Source organism: Nostoc sp. JL33 (assembly GCF_017114985.1).
In the GTDB taxonomy this organism is placed as follows: Bacteria; Cyanobacteriota; Cyanobacteriia; order Cyanobacteriales; family Nostocaceae; genus Nostoc.
In genome coordinates this window covers 41,950-63,289 of record NZ_JABXKP010000059.1, presented here as the reverse complement: position 1 = coordinate 63,289, position 21,340 = coordinate 41,950, and the positions used below count along the sequence as shown (strand labels likewise).

The 21,340-nt window shown below is 42.7% G+C and carries 20 protein-coding genes; 10 read left to right on the top strand and 10 right to left on the bottom strand.

Translation table 11 applies throughout. The features are described 5' to 3' along the window. Positions 1 to 39: 39 nt before the first annotated feature. Complete coding sequence (locus HWQ23_RS16390; RefSeq protein ID WP_292830000.1) at positions 40 to 231, bottom strand: hypothetical protein; 192 nt, start codon at positions 229 to 231, stop codon at positions 40 to 42. Between the two features lie 53 nt (positions 232 to 284). Next, positions 285 to 461, bottom strand: coding sequence for a methyltransferase domain-containing protein (locus HWQ23_RS16385; protein WP_292829998.1), 177 nt, complete (start codon positions 459 to 461; stop codon positions 285 to 287). Positions 462 to 1,002: 541 nt separating this feature from the next. Between HWQ23_RS16385 and HWQ23_RS16380 the strand changes: the two genes are divergently transcribed. The 3 genes from HWQ23_RS16380 (at position 1,003) to HWQ23_RS16370 (ending at position 4,344) form a co-directional block, all read left to right on the top strand. Further along, positions 1,003 to 2,220, top strand: a complete 1,218-nt coding sequence (locus HWQ23_RS16380; RefSeq protein WP_292829996.1) for a hypothetical protein — start codon at positions 1,003 to 1,005, stop codon at positions 2,218 to 2,220. Positions 2,221 to 2,274: 54 nt separating this feature from the next. Beyond that, positions 2,275 to 2,703 carry a hypothetical protein gene (locus HWQ23_RS16375; RefSeq protein WP_292829994.1) on the top strand — a complete coding sequence of 143 codons (429 nt, stop codon included), beginning with the start codon at positions 2,275 to 2,277 and terminating at the stop codon, positions 2,701 to 2,703. A gap of 96 nt (positions 2,704 to 2,799) precedes the next feature. Then, on the top strand, positions 2,800 to 4,344 hold the full coding sequence (locus HWQ23_RS16370) for an ATP-binding cassette domain-containing protein (RefSeq protein ID WP_292829992.1): 1,545 nt from the start codon (positions 2,800 to 2,802) through the stop codon (positions 4,342 to 4,344). Between the two features lie 196 nt (positions 4,345 to 4,540). On the opposite strand, the gene HWQ23_RS16365 is transcribed toward HWQ23_RS16370, so the two are convergent. From HWQ23_RS16365 to gloA, 3 genes are all read right to left on the bottom strand, one after another. Next, positions 4,541 to 4,801: a hypothetical protein gene (locus tag HWQ23_RS16365; RefSeq protein ID WP_292829990.1), complete on the bottom strand. Its 261-nt coding sequence runs from the start codon at positions 4,799 to 4,801 to the stop codon at positions 4,541 to 4,543. A gap of 579 nt (positions 4,802 to 5,380) precedes the next feature. Beyond that, positions 5,381 to 8,023 carry an ATP-dependent chaperone ClpB gene (gene clpB, locus HWQ23_RS16360; RefSeq protein ID WP_292829988.1) on the bottom strand — a complete coding sequence of 881 codons (2,643 nt, stop codon included), beginning with the start codon at positions 8,021 to 8,023 and terminating at the stop codon, positions 5,381 to 5,383. A gap of 790 nt (positions 8,024 to 8,813) precedes the next feature. Beyond that, positions 8,814 to 9,248 (bottom strand): lactoylglutathione lyase, encoded by a 435-nt coding sequence (gene gloA, locus HWQ23_RS16355; RefSeq protein ID WP_292829986.1) that lies wholly within the window; start codon positions 9,246 to 9,248, stop codon positions 8,814 to 8,816. 256 nt (positions 9,249 to 9,504) lie between these two features. Here gloA and eno point away from each other — a divergent pair, with 256 nt between their 5' ends. Beyond that, on the top strand, positions 9,505 to 10,794 hold the full coding sequence (gene eno / locus HWQ23_RS16350) for a phosphopyruvate hydratase (RefSeq protein ID WP_292829984.1): 1,290 nt from the start codon (positions 9,505 to 9,507) through the stop codon (positions 10,792 to 10,794). A gap of 94 nt (positions 10,795 to 10,888) precedes the next feature. Here eno and argC read toward each other — a convergent pair whose 3' ends face one another. Continuing rightward, positions 10,889 to 11,947: an N-acetyl-gamma-glutamyl-phosphate reductase gene (gene argC / locus HWQ23_RS16345; protein ID WP_292829982.1), complete on the bottom strand. Its 1,059-nt coding sequence runs from the start codon at positions 11,945 to 11,947 to the stop codon at positions 10,889 to 10,891. Positions 11,948 to 12,301: 354 nt separating this feature from the next. On the opposite strand from argC, the gene ribBA reads away from it, so the two are divergent. Continuing rightward, positions 12,302 to 13,975: a bifunctional 3,4-dihydroxy-2-butanone-4-phosphate synthase/GTP cyclohydrolase II gene (gene ribBA, locus HWQ23_RS16340; protein ID WP_292829980.1), complete on the top strand. Its 1,674-nt coding sequence runs from the start codon at positions 12,302 to 12,304 to the stop codon at positions 13,973 to 13,975. A 211-nt stretch (positions 13,976 to 14,186) separates the two neighbouring features. Here ribBA and HWQ23_RS16335 read toward each other — a convergent pair whose 3' ends face one another. From HWQ23_RS16335 to HWQ23_RS16320, 4 genes are all read right to left on the bottom strand, one after another. Then, positions 14,187 to 15,065: an N-acetylmuramoyl-L-alanine amidase gene (locus HWQ23_RS16335; protein ID WP_292829978.1), complete on the bottom strand. Its 879-nt coding sequence runs from the start codon at positions 15,063 to 15,065 to the stop codon at positions 14,187 to 14,189. Positions 15,066 to 15,620: 555 nt separating this feature from the next. Then, a complete protein-coding gene (locus HWQ23_RS16330) occupies positions 15,621 to 16,688 on the bottom strand; it encodes a leucine-rich repeat domain-containing protein (RefSeq protein WP_292829976.1) in 1,068 nt (355 codons plus the stop codon). A gap of 263 nt (positions 16,689 to 16,951) precedes the next feature. Next, the gene (locus HWQ23_RS16325) at positions 16,952 to 17,155 is read right to left on the bottom strand and encodes a hypothetical protein (protein ID WP_292829974.1); all 204 of its coding nucleotides are present in this window, start codon (positions 17,153 to 17,155) and stop codon (positions 16,952 to 16,954) included. A 20-nt stretch (positions 17,156 to 17,175) separates the two neighbouring features. Continuing rightward, positions 17,176 to 18,030, bottom strand: coding sequence for a PD-(D/E)XK nuclease family protein (locus tag HWQ23_RS16320; RefSeq protein WP_292829972.1), 855 nt, complete (start codon positions 18,028 to 18,030; stop codon positions 17,176 to 17,178). Positions 18,031 to 18,188: 158 nt separating this feature from the next. Between HWQ23_RS16320 and HWQ23_RS16315 the strand changes: the two genes are divergently transcribed. The 5 genes from HWQ23_RS16315 to HWQ23_RS16295 all read left to right on the top strand — a co-directional run bounded on the left by HWQ23_RS16315 (position 18,189) and on the right by HWQ23_RS16295 (position 21,260). Continuing rightward, entirely contained in the window at positions 18,189 to 19,604 is a 1,416-nt protein-coding gene (locus HWQ23_RS16315) for a phosphoglucomutase/phosphomannomutase family protein (RefSeq protein ID WP_292829970.1), read from the top strand. 284 nt (positions 19,605 to 19,888) lie between these two features. After that, complete coding sequence (locus HWQ23_RS16310) at positions 19,889 to 20,167, top strand: LapA family protein (protein WP_292829968.1); 279 nt, start codon at positions 19,889 to 19,891, stop codon at positions 20,165 to 20,167. Positions 20,168 to 20,250: 83 nt separating this feature from the next. Next, complete coding sequence (locus tag HWQ23_RS16305; protein ID WP_292829966.1) at positions 20,251 to 20,496, top strand: BrnT family toxin; 246 nt, start codon at positions 20,251 to 20,253, stop codon at positions 20,494 to 20,496. A gap of 28 nt (positions 20,497 to 20,524) precedes the next feature. Beyond that, a complete protein-coding gene (locus HWQ23_RS16300; RefSeq protein WP_292829964.1) occupies positions 20,525 to 20,782 on the top strand; it encodes a BrnA antitoxin family protein in 258 nt (85 codons plus the stop codon). A 34-nt stretch (positions 20,783 to 20,816) separates the two neighbouring features. Continuing rightward, the gene (locus HWQ23_RS16295) at positions 20,817 to 21,260 is read left to right on the top strand and encodes a DUF29 domain-containing protein (protein WP_292829962.1); all 444 of its coding nucleotides are present in this window, start codon (positions 20,817 to 20,819) and stop codon (positions 21,258 to 21,260) included. Positions 21,261 to 21,340 lie beyond the last annotated feature (80 nt).

The window sequence follows — 21,340 nt, the reverse complement described above, 5'->3', positions numbered from 1 at the left end:
GTTCTATTTACGCCGTGACGTACTAGTTGAGACTGCTGTCTAAGTATTGCTGGAATTTTTTTCCAACACCAAAAAATAGTGGTATGGATAAGTGGGATCGATAAATTCTTGCTTGACAGTTAACCCAGCTTTGGCAACAGAGTTTAAAATCCGCTTTTTGGGATATCCTTTCAAACTCATTTCCCAGTAGTGTTCGTCACAGACTTGCTTTGTACTCCAAAATTTTGGCACATTGAGTAATAAATGCCTTGGTCTGCCTGAGAAAGAGGTTTTGATCTCAAATGCTAAGTATTGGTGCAATAGGGAATCGAAATCACCAAAAATTTCTTTGTTGCAATGCCAAGTTTTTTCAGGGCTTGTTCTGACTCAGGGTAAGGTAAGTGTTCCAGCACTTGAAACAGGACGATCGCATCAAATTTATCTTTCGGTAATGAAAAATCTGTTGTCAGATCCAAAATCATTTGTCTATAATCTCCATTATTATGGGCAACATTGCAATATTTTTTACCTATGGTTAATAGTTCTGACTTACTTGCAAACCTCTACAATGCCTTTAACCCCTTTGAACCCTTACCCGCAGGTGATCTCATCGTCTAACTACAAACAGTAAAATACAATTTTTTGCGCCCGATTTATCGCGGATGAATTAAGCCCAGCTTATCAGTCAAAGAAAAATACCATTTTTTTAGGCGTGATTCGTCAGGTTTATTTAATTGGGGTGAAAAAGCGTCAGGGTTTCACGGAGTAATCACTATTTAGGAGAATAATAACTGTCAGGAAAATGTCTCAAAACCCCAAAAAGTTTGAGTCTTTTGATTGGGACTGGTGAGCCAATAGATTAGGTTCTAACTTAGATTTGATAGCTTACTTAGTATAAATACTAAGGTATAAGTAAAATTTTTAATTAATAATACAAGTAATATATTCCTCAAGTTGACTATCACTATTAAATATTAAAGGGGATTAAACAATGCCTTTTTATTATTTCTATCAAAATAAAATATGCTCGATGTAAAAACTTCTTATGGTATGCAGTTTTCTAGGAAATCGCTATGGATTTCCTTTATTTGCTTAACAGCAATTTTATTTGTACTGACTGGCTTGGTACAGTTTTCTTGTTACCCAATGATAACTGGAGGAAATTTACCTAAATTTTGTCAAAGTCAGGAGACTAGGCTCGAAATTATCAAGGATCGCAGAACGCATGGAAACGTCTTATTGAATTTAGCATCAAATCCTGAATCCGATGAAAGCGTACTAAGAGCTTTGACTTCTTCCCTTGATAGCCCAAAGGTTGCTGGCAATTTCAAGAAACTTCAAAGTGCGCTAGGGTTTAATCCCAACACGCCTATAGATGTTTTAGATGCGTTCGTAAAATCCGAAGATGTGGACATACTTGAAAATATTTCTAAGCGATTAGATGCTACTCCTGAACTTCTTAGGAAAGTAGCTAACAATCCTCATGCAGATGCAAAAAAACTTCAAAAACTTCTGGTTGAAAATCCTCGAACTCCTGAAGATGTATTACAAAAATTGGCAAATTCAAAAGAACCAGAAATTTTGTGGGAAATAGCAAGACTCAAACAAGCTTCTTCGAGTGTTTTAAGAGAAATATATAATAACCCTGTTGCCAGCCTTATCGAAATTCAGAGGAAACTTGCTAGCAATAAAAACATTCCTGAAGACATACTAAAAAAATTGGCGAACTCAATAGATTCCAGGGTTTTGTCGTATGTAATCAACCATCCATCTGCATATACTTCAGTCCTAGAAAGAGTAGGAGAAAACGCTATTATTTGGGACGACTCCAAGATTGGTTTTCAAAGAACGCTAGCTGAGAAGCCCAATATTTCACGGAAGCTCATAGAAAAATTAGCCTCCTCTAATGATAGAAAAGTTCTGGAGTCCTTATACCACGATAATCCGACTGTACCTCCAGATATCAAAGAGGAGTGCCGTAAAAAATTAGGGATTACACAACCTCCCGATGTAGAAATATTTCCACCCACACTTCCTTCACTACCTGATATTTCAAAGAACCCATTTTCCGAAAATAACAAGTCAAACTGTACGGGCAAGCATGTTCGGAATAACTTGATAGGAGGTGCTGCTAGTGTATTGGGATTCTTATTCGGCGGGCCTGTTGGAGCAGTTGCTGCTTATGGTGCGATGACTGTTTCACTAGAAACTGCGACAAGTGTTTCAGGATGTCAGATATAGTGTGAGTGGCAAATCTTGATGATTTTTTAATAACTATAACTGGAGGTATTAATTATGCAGAGCCAAAATTCAAACTTGAAAACAATTTCTGATCAGTCACTTACAAAGTGGATAGTTGCCGCTTCATTGGTTACTTTTTTACTTATTACCACGTTTCTATTCATTGGTTTAAAAAGCCAGTACATTGAAGTAAATTTTTGTATTGCTACTGTTAATTGTTCTCAAGCTCCAGAACAAGTTACAGATAAGGCTCAGACATTTGATATGACAGAAGATTCCCTAGAAGATCCGACTTCACCGTCCAAGCCAATAAAAATAACTGTCAAACCATTAGGAGCAGCAATTGTTGCTGGAGTAACATCAACTGCTGCAATGGCGGCACTGATGGCATTGGGAATTGTTGGTCTTCCAATCGAATTAGTCTTGGCTATAGGATCTTTAATTGGCACTGGAACTTATTTCGCTCTGAAAACTTTGTATTAATCTAGCTGTTTGCGAGTCGGGGCTTTTTGGTTGCGGGTCGCAACAGCTAGCTCAAATTATCCAACCATTAAAATTCACTACAGAGTAAAGTACAACATGAATGTAATTGAATTGCAAAATATCAACTATGTTAGAGATGGTATGAACCATCCCTTGCAAGATATACAGCTTACAGTCAGACAGGGAGAGCTAGTATATTTAAAGGGTGAAAATGGTGAAGGTAAATCTACTCTGATTGATTTTATTTTAGGTATCAGAGAACCTGATAGTGGAGAAGTAACAGTTTGGGGGTATCCTCCTGGTGAGCTTAAATCAAGATTTCTTACGGGAGTGATACTACAAAAACTTAACTCTCCAATCAGGAATGCTCAATTAGGTAGTTTAATTGATTTGATTGAAAGTCATTATCCTGAAGCACAGGGCAGAGTAACATCTATTTTCAAAGATTTTGATTTTCATCCTTTAAGAGATAAGAATAAGAAATGTCTTCTTTCTGTTGGAGAAGAGAAACTTCTCTTCATTGCCTTTGCACAAGCTGTTTCTCCTAAGCTTTTAATTCTGGATGAGCCGACGACGGGTCTTGATGCACAAGATAGAGAAGAGAAAAAGTCTAGACGAACAATATTCAGAGATCAAATCAAGAATTTCGTCGAGCGAGGGAACACAGTCCTACTTGTTAGCCAAGATCCCGATGCAGACACTTTTTTTCACCCAACGAGAACTCTTCTATTGAAAAATGGAAGAATAAATGAAGCCACTGAAAATAATGTATCATCTCCTGAAATGTCTGGAACAGATAAGTTAGACTTGATTTCTTTTAACAAAGTAGGCATATCTCACTGGATTTACCTGCTTTTCAAACACGTATGCTTTAATATTCAACAGACCTTCCAATCTGACCAAAAATACATATTGCTTACATTCATAGCCAGTGTTTTGTGGGCAATTTGCATTTCTTTTGCCGCTAAGATGGGAAGCAGTGAAGATTCTAGCAATTTATCCACGATAGCTAATGCTTACTCTTTCTATCTAGCAATGACTGCGGCTAATAGCACTGGGAATATTATTGCGGAGGAACGCCAAAATGAAATCTTGGTAAAACTTCTGAAGATTCTTCCGCTACCCCCAATTATTTATCTATCTGCAAAAGTAATTGCATCTTTGTTAATCACTTCTTTGCTTGTATTAACAATGCTAGTTACAACACTTATTTGCAATGTACTTTCCCCATCTATTTTTCCTTCATTATCAATGGGTTTAATATTGGGAAGCATTCCATATTTATTTTTAGGATTAGCATTAGGTTACTTCCTAGAAAAACCCAAAACTATTCAGATAGCAGCTTTAATGTGTTCACTTACTCTCGCAATTCCTGTTTTTGCAAGACCTATGTTGAAAGTTATAGCAAGTGTATTTGCAATACCTGGCAAACTAGACATAGCAGCGTTGGTAGGAGATAATATCGCTGCTCACTCTCCTATTTATCATTACATCCAGCTAATACTGTGCTTGGGAAAAGCACCTGAGTGTGACCAGTACCACTTGCTTCATTTTATTTGGCTAGCATGGTTCACTTTTATTTCTTCAATTGTAGCGTTATGGGCATACTCGCGTACTATCAAAAAAGAAGCTAAAGCATGATAACTGACCTTTAGCAACGTCATCACCTAAATTTTTATCTAACAATTCTTTGGCTGCTGCCTATAGCGCAAAACTTAGCGTGATTAGTACCTATTTACAACATATGATTGCAAAATTTAAAAAATAATTAAAGCTAGTTAAAAGGATGGTAAAAGCCATCCTTTTGATTTTAGTAGTTGATATATTGTTGAGCCTTTTAATCCATAAGCCTTCTCCAAAGCCAGTAAGCACCACAACCTACTGCTGCTGCGGCTGCAACTGGTGCGGCGGCGGCAACAACAATGCCTCCTACCATTGTTCCCCCTCCGATCGCAGCTAAACCAGAAGTTATTCCTGCTGCACTCAAACCCGCAACACTACCGGAGACTGAAACTGCACCAATTGTCCCGGCTGTACAAGCTACCGCACCTGCGGCAGCACCTACAGCACCTGCCCCTAATGCTCCGTTATCTTCCATATTTATTGTTACCTTTCATACAGGTAAAAAAATTAGCAGCAATTCAGCTAGTAGAAGGCATTGACATTGCTGCAAATGGCTTCTCTAGTTTTATGCTTATATTATTATTGCAATAAAAAAACTAAATACATAGAGCAAACGTTAGAATTTACACACTTTTTACACAACTTAGAATTTTATTTTAAATTCGCTTTTAGAGTAATAATCCAACTACTCTTCAATATGACCATTGATTGGCTGGTTGTCTTACGTCATTTTTGCTTACCAAATCCCTAAGTTTAATATTGTGTCCCTTTGAACTAGGAGCAATCGCTATTCCATTGGATCGTCTTGCCAAATCCCTGGAGGTCACAATCCCATATACCAACAAGTATGAAATTTGTATATAAGACCTCAATTTTAAGTAGTTTAAATTAAAAGCGATCACTGCTGAAAAGTATGTGGCGAAATAATTCACTACTACACAAGTGAAGTCAGCCTAGCCTGCGGCTTCTGCAAAGCATTACGCGGACTAAAAAAAATAAACCCACGCAGGTGGGTTTTATCTGTGTAGCCGCGATTTCTAATCGCCTTCTCAGACTATGTAGCAATCTGTGGTACTGACACCTTCACCAGCGCTTTTTTGCTAAAAGACAGACCGTTTTCATTTTTATCAATGATAATCGTGTCTCCAGAGATAAAAGTATTTTCCAATAACTTGGTGGCGAGGGGGTTTTCTACTTCTCGCTGAATTGCCCGTTTGAGTGGGCGGGCACCGTAAACTGGGTCATAGCCTGATTCGACTAGGTGATCGCAAGCTGCTTGGGATATCTCAAAGAAGATTTTTTGCTCACGCAGGAGATTTTCTACCCGCTTGAGTTGAATACGGATGATATGCCGCATTTCCGTGCGATTTAAGGTATGGAAGAGAATAATATCATCGACGCGGTTGAGAAATTCCGGGCGGAAATGCGATCGCAAGTTTTCCATTACTCGCTTCCGCATCGTTTCATACTCGGAATCATCACCAGATACATCCAAGATATGTTCGCTACCAATGTTACTGGTCATCACAATAACGCTGTTGCGAAAATCTACCGTTCTCCCCTGAGAGTCAGTAATTCTCCCATCATCTAACACCTGCAATAAAATATTGAACACATCGGGGTGCGCCTTTTCGACTTCATCCAACAGCACCACTGAGTAAGGACGGCGGCGAACTGCCTCGGAAAGTTGACCGCCTTCTTCATAGCCTACGTATCCTGGAGGCGCTCCCACTAAGCGAGAAACTGAGTGTTTTTCCATATACTCAGACATATCCAAGCGCACCAAGGCATCATCAGAATCAAAGAGAAACTGAGCTAAAGCACGCGCGAGTTCGGTTTTGCCCACGCCTGTGGGGCCCATGAACAAAAATGAACCAATGGGACGAGAGGGATCTTTCATTCCCGCACGGGCGCGACGAATTGCGGCTGCTACTGCTTCTACAGCCTCATCTTGCCCAATGACTCGTTGATGTAAATGACTTTCTAGTTGCAGCAATTTTTGCCGTTCTGATTCCAATAGGCGATTGACGGGAATTCCTGTCCATTTGGCGACGATTTCCGCAATATCGGCTTCGGTGACTTGTTCTCGCAGCAACGTGGAACCTTGGTTTTGAATTTCTAAAAGGCTCGCTTCTTTGGCTTCGCGCTCGTGCTGCACTCCCTCCAATTTGCCATACTTTAATTGGGCAGCTTTATTGAGATCATAAGCACGTTCCGCCTGTTCAATTTGCACTCGCAGCGCATCTTCTTCTTTCTTTAAGGCGCTGATCGCCTCCAATATCTGCTTTTCACCTTGCCATTGTTCATTAAATATTTGCTGCTTTTCCGTTAGATTGGCAATTTCTTGCTCAATGCGCTCTAAACGTTCTCTAGTTTGAGGAGTACTCTTTTCTTCGCCAGCTAATGACAGCTTTTCCATTTCTAACTGCATCAGGCGGCGATCAATGGTTTCCAATTCTGCTGGTTTGGAGGTAATCTCCATTTTCAACTGTGCTGCTGCCTCATCCACCAAATCAATGGCTTTATCTGGCAAAAAGCGATCGCTAATGTAACGCGCTGACAGAGTTGCTGCTGCTACCAAAGCCGAATCAGAAATTTTGACGTTGTGATGAACTTCATAACGTTCTTTCAATCCCCGCAGAATGGAAATAGTATTTTCCACACTTGGCTGATCGACAAATACTTGTTGAAAGCGGCGTTCTAGGGCGGCATCTTTCTCAATGTGTTTGCGGAACTCGTCGAGGGTAGTGGCACCAATACAACGCAGTTCTCCCCGCGCCAGCATTGGTTTGAGCAGATTTCCGGCATCCATTGCCCCTTGTTGATTGGAACCTGTACCGACTACGGTATGCAATTCGTCAATAAACAGCACAATGTCACCGTTAGATTCTGTAACTTCCTTGAGAACTGCTTTTAGGCGTTCTTCAAATTCACCTCGTAATTTTGCCCCAGCAATCAAACTACCAATATCTAAGGAGATCAACTTGCGGTTTTTCAGAGATTCGGGAACGTCACCGTTTACCATTCGCTGTGCCAAAGCTTCAGCGATCGCTGTTTTACCTACCCCAGGTTCACCAATTAAGACGGGGTTATTTTTGCTACGACGAGACAAGACTTGAATTACCCGCCGAATTTCGTCATCCCGTCCAATCACCGGATCGAGTTTTCCAGCTTTTGCCTGTTCTGTCAAATCTCTACCAAATTTTTGTAAGGCTTCATAGCGGGATTCTGGGGTTTGATCTGTCACCTTTTGGCTACCGCGAATGGTTTTGATCGCAGCTTCTAGTTTAGCTGCATCCGCACTAAAGCCTTTGAGTATCTTTCGTCCAATGCGATCGTCTTCGGCAAATGCCAAGAGCATGTGTTCCACAGAAATGTAGGAATCTTTCATCCTAGTTCTAGCTTCCTCAGCTCGGTCTAGTAAAACATCTAAACTGCGGCTAAGATAAAGCTGATCGCTTTTACCAACTTTCGGCTGACGTTGGGTAAAAGCTTCTAACTGCTGTTGGAACCGGATTGGATCGACCTCAGATCGAGCCAGGATACGTATTGCTAGACTAGTGGGTTCTTCTAACAGGGCAATAATTAAATGTTCAACATCTAGTTGCTGTTGTTGATAAGCACGGACTATATCCTGAGATTTAACAATCGCTTCCCAGGCTTTATCAGTAAATTTATTCGGATCTGTAGGTTGCATGTTTAAAATTTTGGAATTTGGATTTTTAGTTTAGGGATTGGGTATTGGGGATTAGGAACAGAATTAGTCCCTACTCCCTAATCTCCAATTATCCAAACATTCTGGGCGTATATCCGCGTGTATCTCCGGTGGCAATTTGGGATTGGTAATTGGTGATAGTTTAATCGACTAGCTATTTTCTAATTTAAAACGAAAATACTGTTCTGAGCGGACTTTGCCAAATGGTGCTATTGGAGCGTTGACGTTCGCGGGCTGTTAGGTGACGCTATTAGTGTTGTTCCAATACGGTTCGCATAAGACTCGATCCCTCCAACCCCCCTTCATAAGGCTTGCTCACAATCGCTCTATTTCCCCCAATTTATCGGGGAACTAAGGGGGTTTAGACTGTGCATCTTCTTAACCGAACCATATTGAGTGTTGTTCATCAACGACAGTATCAGGATAATACTAATAAAATTTACGCAGAGGAGATCCCCAAAACAGCCTAAAAAGGGGAGGCAAAAAGCGAAAAGTCTCACACATCTGGGTTTACCTGCATGAGATGCCAGTATGCCGGAATAATCAATCTCCCCGTATCTAGCTGAACTTTTCAAGACATCAGTGGGAATTTTGCGATCGCTCTTAAGGGAACTCCAAGAAATAATTGAATATTTTTTTATTTGGAAGTCCCTAAGCAAACCTTGCTGCCCATATCCCCGCCTTCTTCAAGAAGTCGGGGATCTAAATCCAGCGATTTAGGAAGTGACATTTCACCCTAACGGATAATTTTTTTGGAAATCCCTTATAACAATTACTGACTTACAAGTTGCTCTTGTGATTCCTGTTTGACTGCTGACCCTTGAGTTCCCAGTTGAATCAGTTCAATTTTATACCCATCTGGATCTTCTACAAAAGCAATTACTGTCGAACCATGTTTCATCGGGCCTGGTTCGCGCACAACTTTGCCGCCCTGATTGCGGATTTCTTCACACGTAGCGTAAATATCATCAACGCCAAGGGCAATGTGACCATAAGCATTACCCAATTCGTATTTTTCCACACCCCAATTGTAAGTTAGTTCGATCACCGAGTTGTCGCTTTCGTCACCATAGCCGACAAAAGCCAGGGTAAATTCTCCCGATGGAAAATCTTTTCGGCGCAGTAATTTCATTCCCAGAACTTGACAGTAGAACTTTAAGGACTCTTCAAGGTTGCCCACCCGCAGCATTGTGTGTAGTAATCGCATATTGACCTTTTCTCTGTAATTGATTTAGTGTTATTCTCTGCAAATATTATTTTACCTAGCTCAAAGTCTGAAGGTAAAAATGCGATCAAGGTAAAGGAGAGGATAAACAATTACCCATTCTTGGCATTGATCCCCATCGATATAATGAAAATCTTCTTTAATCTCAGCCGAGAAAGCCTCTTAACCACCTATGCTAACGATTGGGTTAGGCAACTGGACTTATGCGTAACACACTCGAATAAAGGATAAAGTACAGATGAGTAAATTTCTAGATACTGCCATTGAGGCGATCGCAGCCCGTGAAATTCTTGATTCACGCGGTAGACCGACAATTGAAGCCGAAGTACATTTAGCCAACGGTGTTGTCGGACTAGCGCAAGTTCCCAGTGGTGCCTCTACTGGCACTTTTGAAGCCCACGAACTGCGTGATGGCGATAAAAGCCGTTATGGGGGCAAAGGAGTACTCAAGGCAGTACAAAACGTCAAAGAAGCACTTGCACCCCAATTGTTAGGCTTGGATGCCCTCAACCAAGAACTGCTAGACCGGACAATGATCGCTATAGATGGTTCTCCTAACAAATCCAATTTGGGGGCTAATGCGATTTTGGGGGTTTCCCTAGCAGCAGCCAAAGCTGGTGCTGAATCTTTAGAAATTCCTCTGTATCGCTATTTGGGTGGCCCTTTAGCGAATTTGCTCCCAGTGCCGTTAATGAACGTGATTAACGGTGGGGCACACGCCTCAAATAACGTGGATTTTCAAGAGTTTATGATTGTCCCAATTGGCGCAACTTCCTTCCGGGAAGCATTGCGCTGGGGTGCAGAGGTGTTTGCCACCCTCAGTCAGGTATTGGATGAAAAGGGTTTGCTCACTGGTGTTGGCGATGAAGGCGGTTTTGCCCCTAACCTAGAGTCTAATCAGGTGGCTTTGGAATTGCTGGTTGCTGCCATTGAGAAAGCTGGTTATAAGCCAGGAGAAGAAGTAGCTTTGGCGTTGGATGTGGCGGCTAGTGAGTTTTACAAGAATGGGCAGTATGTCTATGATGGTAAACCTCACGCTCCTACGGTGTTTATTGATTACCTTGCTCAATTGGTTGATCAATATCCAATTGTATCAATTGAGGATGGCTTGCATGAAGAAGATTGGCAAAGTTGGCAATTGCTGACCCAGAAGTTAGGTTCACGGGTGCAATTGGTGGGAGATGACTTATTTGTAACTAATGCTACCCGCTTGCAAAGAGGCATCCAGGAAAAAGCTGCTAATGCCATTTTAATTAAACTCAATCAAATTGGTTCTCTCACCGAAACCTTGGAAACGATTGATTTAGCAACTCGCAACAGTATCCGTTCAGTAATTAGCCATCGTTCTGGTGAAACAGAAGACACAACCATCGCTGATTTAGCCGTAGCAACCCGTGCCGGTCAAATCAAAACAGGTTCTCTGTGTCGTAGCGAACGCGTAGCAAAATATAATCGCTTGCTGCGAATTGAAGATGAACTAGGCGATCGCGCCGTTTATGCTGGTGCTGTGGGTTTAGGGCCTAAATAGAGTTAGGAGTTGAGAGTTAGGAGTTAGGAGTTTTTAATTCATAACTAATCACTCATCACTCCTAACTCCTAACTGATTTTCACTCCTAACTGATTTAGGGATAAAACCCCAACTTGGGCAACCCCAAGGTTTCATCCCAGCCCATCATCAGGTTTAGGCACTGAATAGCTTGTCCCGCCTGTCCTTTAATTAGATTGTCAATTGCTGACATGACAATCACGCGACCTGTGCGCGGGTCAACTTCTACACCGATGTAACAAAGATTGCTGCCGCTTGCCCACTTGGTTTGGGGGTAAATGCCGCTACCGCAGACTCTCACCCAAGGAGAGTTGCGGTAGAAGGCTGAGAAAATTGTGATTAAGTCATCTCGCACTAGACCAGGATCGCTCATTTTGGCATATACCGTTGCCAAAATACCGCGCACCATTGGGATAAGGTGGGGTGTAAATTGGATCATGAGTTCGTGGCCAGCTAGGTCACTGCAAATTTGCTCAATTTCTGGGGTATGACGGTGACGGCCGACATTGTAAGCTGCTATGGAGTTGTCTGCTTCAGCTAGTAATAAGTTAGTTTGAGGTTGGCGTCCACTGCTAGATGTACCAGACTTGGCATCAATAATAGCTGTTTCTGGTACGATTAAACCTTGCTTTAAGAGTGGCGAAAGTGCAAGGAGACTAGCAGTGGGATAGGAACCAGGACAGCCAATGAGTTGAGCTTCGGCAATGCGATCGCGATAAAGTTCTGGTAATCCATAAACTGCTGTAGCTGCAATAGTGCGATCGCTTCTCTGTGTACCATACCAATTTGTATAAGTTGTCAAATTACTGAACCGATAATCTGCACTCAAATCTAGTACTTTACATCCTTTTTCTAATAGTTTGGGCACGATTTGGCAAGCCAGACCATTTGGTAAAGACAGGAAAACTACTTCACAGCGATGAGCAATTATTTCTGGTTCTACCGCCTCTATTAGCAGGTTAGTTGCATGAGCCAGATGCGGGTACAGATCCCCAAAGGATTTTCCGATACTGCTCTCACCGCCTAAATAAACCAGTTCGACTTCTGGATGATCCATCAGTAGCCGTACTAACTGTACTCCGCCATAGCCCGACGCGCCAACAATCCCAACGGGTACGCGTCTAAATTTGCCCATGATCTGAAATCCTTATCCCATGAATGGTGAATTCGTTCTCAGCTATCAACAATATCAGCGACCAGACGCGCAGCGTACAAAACAGCTCAAACCCCTCTACTTTTTTCAAACGCCAGGAAGGAGTGACGCAGCGAAATTATCAAATATTTTATTTGCCTCCCTTGTCTTTGTTGTCTCCCTTGTCGTGTTCATCCTTGATTGTCGTTGCACTCTTTTACTAAACCCAATTTTAATCGCAAAAATTTTTGCCACTTATCAAATCATTGCTAGTCTACTTCTCTGCCTTATAAAGGAGCTACAATCTAAAAGAAGAAATTGTAAAAAAAATTTACGTTGGTAGCTGGAAATCTTTCTGTGTCACAGCCTAATACTACCCAAGCTTTTAAATTTGATTCGATTGATGCCGCTTTAGCAGACCTAAAATCTGGTCGTGTCATTGTAGTGGTAGATGATGAAAATAGGGAAAATGAAGGCGACTTAATCTGTGCCGCCCAATTTGCCACACCCGACATGATTAATTTTATGGCGGTGGAAGCTAGAGGGCTAATTTGTTTGGCAATGACAGGCGATCGCCTAGACGAGCTAGACTTACCCTTGATGGTCAGCAACATTACAGATACTAACCAAACTGCCTTCACTGTTAGTATTGATGCCGGGCCAGAATTGGGCGTTAGCACAGGCATCTCAGCAGAAGACCGCGCCCGCACTATCCAGGTTACTCTCAACCCAGCCACAAAACCTACTGATTTACGTCGTCCTGGTCACATTTTCCCGATTCGGGCTAAGGAAGGAGGCGTACTCAAACGCGCCGGACATACAGAAGCGGCTGTGGACTTATCTCGACTCGCAGGGCTATACCCAGCCGGGGTAATTTGTGAAATTCAAAACTCTGATGGTTCAATGGCGCGGTTGCAGCAGTTATTTGAATATGCTAAACGTCACAATTTAAAAATTATTAGTATTGCGGATTTAATCAGTTATCGCCTACAGCACGATCGCCTAGTGTATCGTGAGGTGATTACCAAGCTGCCTAGTCAATTCGGTCAGTTTGAAATTTACGCCTACCGCCATACTCTGGATAATACAGAACACGTTGCAATTGTCAAGGGCGATCCAGCTAACTTCAAAGATGAGCCTGTGATGGTGCGGATGCACTCAGAATGCTTAACTGGTGATGCTTTGGGTTCTTTGCGTTGCGACTGTCGGATGCAGTTAGAAGCCGCACTGAAAATGATTGAGGCTGCTGGTCAAGGTGTAGTTGTATACCTGCGCCAAGAAGGGCGGGGAATCGGCTTAATTAACAAGCTGAAAGCCTACTCATTGCAGGATATGGGACTGGATACAGTCGAGGCAAATGAGCGCTTGGGATTTCCCGCCGACTTGCGAGACTACGGCATGGGGGCACAAATGCTCATGGACTTGGGCATCAAAAAGATTCGCCTGATTACGAATAATCCCCGTAAAATTGCTGGAGTCAAGGGCTATGGGTTGGAAGTAGTCGATCGCTTACCGTTATTGATTGAGGCAACCGACTACAATTCCTATTACCTGGCGACAAAGGCGAAAAAGCTCGGTCATATGCTGTTACAGACTTATCTGGTGACAGTAGCAATCCACTGGCAAGATGACCCGGAAGCTGTGACAGAACGTTATGAACGGTTAGAGAAACTGCGGCATTTAGCGAGAACTAATGATTTATTATTGCAGGAAGAAGCGCGTCCCTTAGCGATCGCTATATTTGACGAGCCATCTTTGACAGTACACTTGGGTTTTGATCAGCCAAAAGTTGCTAGCTGTGATTGGTATAGCCAAAGTGGTCATCCTTATATACAGGCTATCTTCCAAATTCTAGACAACCTCGCAACTTTGCCTTACATCCAGAAACTAGAATTTCTGATTTCTTCTGGTTGCGATCCTTTGAGTAATTTACAAGTCCAACTAGATCGACAGACATTCCCGGATGGTACACTGCCTTCATCGATTAGCGATCGCCTGGAAAAGCAGCAAATTTATAGCTTTACCAAATAGCTTCGTTAACTCCCTTGAATTTTGAGTGGGGAGTGGGGAAACTAAGCCGCTTAACATCGGGCGGGGTTTCAACCTACCTTGGAAAATAGGGATTTTTTCGCTTCACATCCGGCGAGGCTTAAAACCAAGTTTTCTATCTCTAGTTTTCTCTTTTGTTCCCCACTCCCTACTCCCCACTCCCCACTCCCTACTCCCGCCCCGAAGGGGGTTGTTAATTACTCACCCTATAGATTGGTCTGACCTGACGATAAGTATTAAGTAAGTTCAGAAATTTATTACCATCAAAATTAATCGGGTCAACTTTTTTACCAGAACGGTCTACGAGATGGTGGGTAGTGATGCGATCGTCTCTGACTTGACTTTGAGCAATTAACCAAGCAAGAGAATGATATTGAGCCTCCGTGTAACCGCTATGAGTTTGTTGGCTGCTACTGTCATAACTATCTGGCGGTGTCTCCAAAGAAACGTGATAAGCAAAATTATTCACAGACGGAGGCAAATGTGGATTAGTCTGCACAGTTTCCACTCCCTCTGAACTCTCAAATACTGAGTTAGCTGCACCAAAAGCCCGCTTCTCTGGCGGTACTAGATAAACCACCGTTCCGTCTAACTTGATTAAAGCGTGGTAACTTGCTTGCACATTTTCATCATTATGGGCTACTTGAAAGAAATTAACGGCACTGGAAGCAGAATAACCAGTTTCATGGAGGACGATAATTGGTTGATTGTTGACAGGAACGCCGTTAACATCTTGGGCGTACCGTTCTCCATAGTTACTTGCATCAACCGAAGCAACTTGATAATTAGGTCTGTAACGTGCAAAAGCTTGAGTAGTTACGTATCTTGCTACAGCCTTGTTAGTCTTAACTGGGGACTTGATAACAACTTGAGATTTCTTTTCTGGGTATTTCGCTGATTGGAATTGCGCCTGTGGATATTGACTCCAGGCTGTAACCTGTGGATATGATGTATGGGATATTGTCGGATTATGTTGTAATTTTGTTGCTCGTCCAATTAGCAGCACTACAATTAAAGCCATGAACATCAGCGAGATTAGTAGCACCCTAGTCGCCCAGTCTGTAAACCTCATTTTTCTAATACCAGTAAAACGGTAGATATTAACTTACGCGATGTGCAACTTATTCCTCTTCCCCACAGGAAGCTACGGTGTACACACAAGTTATCCGATTACCCAAAAGTCCTCCAAAACCTCAAAGAGTCCTATCAGACATCCCTCTCCTTACTAAAGAGAGGGACAGGTTTTGCGTAGCAGAACCAGGGTGAGGTTTCTTTGGGCTATTCGAGAAAGCGTCAATTGCGTCTCAATAGACTTGTGTGTACACCGTAGCCCACAGTCCGAGAGGCTTTGATTCTTCCTCCCCAACGCTGGTAGAGAAGGGGTTCGAGGTTAGGTTTGAAAGAAAGTTGCACACGGCGTTAACTTATAGCTAAACTGGCGTGTCCCTGGTAGAGGCGCACTTTTGTAAACCCCTACCGTAGATGGTATTCAAACAATAATCGCTATAATACCTTAATTCTAGTCAAATATACCTTTATAATCTCTGCAATAGTGCTGTTACGAGCCATTTAATAAGGATGTTTTACCTACACCTCCTTCACCAACTACTAGCAGCTTAGAAAGATATTATCCTTTAGCTTCTAACCTGGCTCGAAGATAGGTCAAAATTGCCTCCGTTCCCTGCTTGACAATTTCAGGCGGTGGCGAACTTAATTGTGGATTGTCAGAGAGAGATAGTGTTGTCAAGTTGGAGAGTTGGCTGATTTCTGGCGGTAGGCTGCTAAGTTGATTGTTATCGAGGTATAGCTCAGTCAAGTTTGAGAGTTGGCTAATTTCTGGGGGCAAGCTACTGAGTTGATTGTTAGAGAGGTCTAGCTCAACCAAGTTGGAGAGTTGGCTGATTTCTGGCGGCAGGCTGCTAAGTTGATTGTGATTCAGGGATAGCTCAGTCAAGTTTGAGAGTTGGCAGATTTCTGGCGGCAGGCTAATGAATTGATTGTGATTCAAGGATAGCCATGTCAAGGTGGAGAATTGGCTGAATTCTGGTGGCAGACTGCTGAGTTGATTATCAGAGAGGTGTAGCGTTATCAAGTTGGAGAATTGGCTGAATTCTGGTGGTAAGCTACTGAGTTGATTGTGATTCAGGGATAGCCATGTCAAGTTGGAAAATTGGCTGAATTCTGGCGGCAGGCTGCTGAGTTGATTGTGATTCAGGGCTAGCGTTGTCAAGTTTGAGAGTTGGCTGAATTCTGGCGGCAGGCTGCTAAGTCGGTTGTGATTCAGGTATAGCTCAGTCAATTTGGAGAGTTGGCTGAATTCTGACGGCAGGCTGCTGAGTTGATTGTTAAAGAGGGATAGCCATTTCAAGTTAGAGAGTTGGCTGATTTCTGGCGGCAGGTTGCTGAGTCGATTGTTATTGAGGTCTAGCGATATCAAGTTGGAGAGTTGGCTGATTTCTGGCGGCAGGCTGCTAAGTCGGTTGTGATCGAGGCGTAGCGATATCAAGTTTGAGAGTTGGCTGATTTCTGGTGGCAGGCTGCTGAGTTGATTGTTATAGAGGGATAACCATGTCAAGTTTGAGAGTTGGCTGATTTCTGGCGGCAGGCTGCTTAGTTGATTGTTATTGAGGGATAGATGCGTTGCCTTTTCCCTGGCAGCTTTTTCAATAATTTGCAACAGTTCTTCGTTTGTCATCAGCAAACCTCACCAACTCTGTAGCAATATTTACCAGATTAGTGTATCGCAGGTTATGGGGAATGGGGCTAGATTAATGTGTTCTATCTGCGTAGAAAGGGCTGTAATGTTTAAATTAGCTGGGTGCGTAGGACGCAGTACTTGACGTAGGCATCCCTAACCTTGCAATAATATTCACTGATTCACAAAGCTCTAAGGTGCATTCACAAAGCTCTAAGGTTCATCGACGAAGCTAAAAGACTCGGGGACTTCCAAGAAATAAATTATCCATCTTGTGGGGTGGGACGAAAAGCCATTGGTGTCAACTTAAGCCAAAACCCTTTTAAAACCTCGTTTCCAGCCTCTGGCTGGAAATGCGTCTCATTGCGGCTCTGCCGCAAGTCTTGAGGCGGAGCCTCTCGGAATGCATTCCCAGTCTCCGACTGGGAACGAGGCACGAGGCAAAATGCATTAGTTATTTTCCCCACTCCCCACTCCCCACTCCCCACTAGCTATTAACTCTTAAACTGGGCAGTGGAGATGATTGATGCTGCTTAAAATCGGCAAACTCACAGATGGAGTTAAATGGACAAAAGCGGCAGTGAGAGCCAGGGTTGGGAGGGAAAATTTTACTGAAATTACTAGTTTCATCCTGATATTTTTGCAAATCGTGCTGGTGCTTGTGAGCAACATTAGCTAACTCAAATTTTAAGGATTCTAACTCACTATTATTAATACTAATTAACTCAGATTTTTTAGATATTTCCAAATTATAAAATGATGCAACAGCTTTTCGTCCAGGGTAAAGATAACGAGCAGCTAACAAATAAACTAATGCCTGTCGTCGGTCAAAAGCCGATTTACCAGTTTTGAAATCTAAAATATGTAAAGTGCTATCAGATTCAATGAAAACGCAATCCATAGCCGCATATAAGCGAAAGCAATAATCTTCTTGTTCAATTAAAATCGCTTTAGGGAAGCCTTCATCACCCGGAGTTAATTGGATAATATCTTTATCCAAAAGCAACGGAGCATCGTGATATTTTTTCAAAATTTGCAGCACGCGTTGCTGGACTTGCTCGCTGGAGTTAGCTAATTTAAGTAGCTGTGCAACTCTTTCCACACCATCTGATTGCTTTAACAGATGCCTGTGATGATGAAACTCATAAATGCCTTTTTGGGCAAGTATGCCAATTCGCTGGGGTGCGGTGGCTTGCGCTAAAAGCGCTTTGACTTGTGGTTCGTGTTGCCGCGCTTTGATAAACCCCCGTCTCATCTGGCAATGCCAGCGTTCTTGCCCGATCGCTGGGGCAACTAGAGACCAAAGGTGATAACTGGCAAAAGGTCGATCGGGGGTTGACATTGCTCAGAAACAGTGAGAAAAAATATGGTGGGAAGAAGTTTCAGCTAAGGCTTGCTTAGAAAAGAACTTCCGGGGATACTTGCTGCTACACAGGCTTTGCGCCAAGCTTTTATAGTACTAATAATGTACGGGATAATGTACGGGAGCAAGTCGCAAAAATGTCCAGCAAGATAAAATTTGGCACTGATGGATGGCGAGGGATTATTGCCGATGACTTTACTTTCCCTAATGTGCGGAAAGTAACAAGGGCGATCGCCACTTATCTAGAAACAGCCTACACGAAAGCCAGACCAGTACTTATTGCCTACGATACTCGCTTTTTAGCTGACGAGTTTGCCCAAACAGCAGCTAAAGTACTGGCAGACTTGGGTTGGACTGTCAAAATTACTGATCGAGATTGCCCCACACCAGTAATTGCCTACAACGCCCGTCACCTAAATTCGGCTGGGGCGTTGATGTTTACTGCTAGCCATAATCCAGCACCCTACTGTGGAATTAAATATATACCCGATTATGCTGGGCCTGCCACTCCAGAGATTACTGATACTATTGTGGCAAATATAGAAAGTGCATCGGATGAGTTGCCTGGGAACAGCCCATCAGGTTCAATTTCAATTTTCGATCCGAAACCAGATTATCTGCAATTTATCTACACTCTACTTGATATAGAAAAGATCAAAAGCGCTAATTTAAAGGTAAAGTACGATGCTCTGTATTCTACCTCTCGCGGCTATTTAGATGAAGTTTTGCAACTTAGTGGGGTTCAGTTAGAAAGTTTCCACGATTGGCGGGATGTTTTATTTGGCGGTGGAATGCCAGAACCCAAAGGAGAACAATTAGTTGAGTTAGTAGAAGCAGTAGTTCGCGATCGCGCTGATTTGGGTTTGGCGACTGATGGAGATGGCGATCGCTTTGGTATCGTTGATGAACAAGGAACCGTCCTCACTCCCAATACTGTACTGTTAGTTCTAGCAGGTCATTTAATCAAAAACAAAGGTAAAACTGGCGCGATAGTTCGCACTGTGGCTACAACCCACCTGCTGGATAATTTCGCTGCTAAAAATGGACTGCAAATTTATGAAACACCAGTAGGTTTTAAATACATCGGCGAAAAAATGCGCGAAACTGCTGTATTAATTGGTGGAGAAGAATCAGGCGGTTTGAGTATTATTGGGCATATTCCCGAAAAAGACGGAGTATTAGCCGATATGCTCGTGGCAGAAGCGATCGCCTATGAAGGCAAACCTTTGAGTCAACTTGTCAAAGAAGCGATCGCCGAAGCCGATGGCCCACTTTACAATAACCGCCTAGACTTACACCTCACAGAAGCGCACAAAACCGCCGTCATCGACTCTTTTACTAAAAATCCGCCTACAGAGGTAGCAGGAATTAAAGTCAAGGAAGTGGGGCGTAAAGACGGTATTAAGCTCTATTTAGAAGAAGGTAGCTGGGTTTTACTGCGTCCTTCCGGTACAGAACCACTAGTGCGCGTTTACCTAGAAACCAACACTCCCGAAAAACTCATCCAAATCGCCCAAGAGTTACAGAGTACCATTGCTAAACTAGAGGCATAAGAATTACGAATTAAGAGTTAAGAGTTAAGAGTTAAGAGTTAAGATTTGTTAATTTACAATTCTTAACTTATGGCTCCTATTAAGAGTTATGAGTTCTAATTTAATAATATCGTGTCCGGGTAATTACTTGTGATTCCCATAGTCATTGCACCCCACCCCGCCAAAGCTGCGCTTTGTCTCCCCTCACCGCCTGCGGGGAGGGGATTAAGGGGTGGGGTTCTTCGGGTTTAATAAGTAATCAAGCGGACATGATATAACCCCTAACTACTAACTTTTATTAAGATATGAAAACTTTCGCTCCTTTTTTGACAGCTCTAGTTGTAGCGGTTTGGGTAATAGCGATCGCAATTATTTCAGTCCAAAATGCTACACCCGTATCGTTAAAATTCTTAACATTCCAATCGATTCAGATACCAATGGGTTTAGTGCTAGCTTTTAGTGCCGGTGTAGGGTTAATTGGCATGGCACTGCTGCAACCTCTGTGGGGACTTGCTGGTATTGGCCAGCGTAATTCTCGATTAGAAGACGATGCGGAATTTTTTGTTGATGATGAAGATTTTTGAGGTTTGAGAAAAACATACACAAGTACACCAGTCAAGTACTCTTCGTCTTCTAATATGCACGAATGTGCATACAATATATTTAGATGGCGTATCAGTGGGATACGGATAAGGCAGCAGCCAATCTTCGCAAGCATGGCGTTGACTTTGCTGATGCAGTAACCGTATTTTCTGACGATTTAGCAATTACGATCACAGATGAACGTTTTGATGAAGAGAGATTTATCACTATTGGGATAGATGCTTTCGGTCGAGTTTTAGTAGTTGTGTATACATGGCGCAATGATCAGATTCGATTGATTTCTGCCCGCAAAGAAAGCTACGCGCTATGAACAAAAGCAGTATGAGGATGGATAAGTGATGGAAACTGAGTATGATTTTAGCCAGGGCAAGCGGGGAGCGATTGAATCAACACCAACAGGCAAAACTCGAATTACAATTCGCCTAGATGATGAAGTACTAGCATGGTTTCGTGACCAAGTTCACGCAGCAGGTGGGGGAAATTACCAAACTTTGATTAACGATGCCTTGCGTGAGTATATTCAGCAGCGCCGTGAACCGTTAGAAGAGACATTACGGCGAGTATTGCGAGAGGAACTTGAGCGCATCGGAAAATGAGAATATTTTGGCTTGCCTAAGATCGATAAAGGTTATGAACGGAACTTATAAAACAGATTTTAATTTGTGGATTGAACAGACAGCCCAACTATTGCGATCGCATCGTTGGCAAGAAGTTGATGTAAAATATCTGATTGAAGAGGTTGAAGGCTTGGGCAAAAGTGAACGGCGGGCGATTGCCAGTCAACTAATTCGCTTGCTGTTGCATCTGCTCAAGTGGCAATATCAACCCCAGCGTCGCTCAGATAGTTGGCTGGATTCTATCACCGATTCTCGCACCCAAATTGAGTTAGCCATAGAAGATAGTCCTAGTCTTAAGAGCTATCCTACAGAGCAACTTGAGGAAAGTTATCAAAGGGCGCGTCGCCAAGCAGCCAAGCAAACGGGGATACTTGTATCCGTGTTTCCAGAAGAGTGCCCATATTCTGTAGATTTAGTGTTGAATGAAGACTGGCTACCGGAAGCAAGCGATATTTGATAAGTGTAGTTGTGACTGTGTGGGTAGTGGCGATCGCTATTTTCTCAAAGCGTTTGTAGCCTGTAAGCCTGCGCTACAAA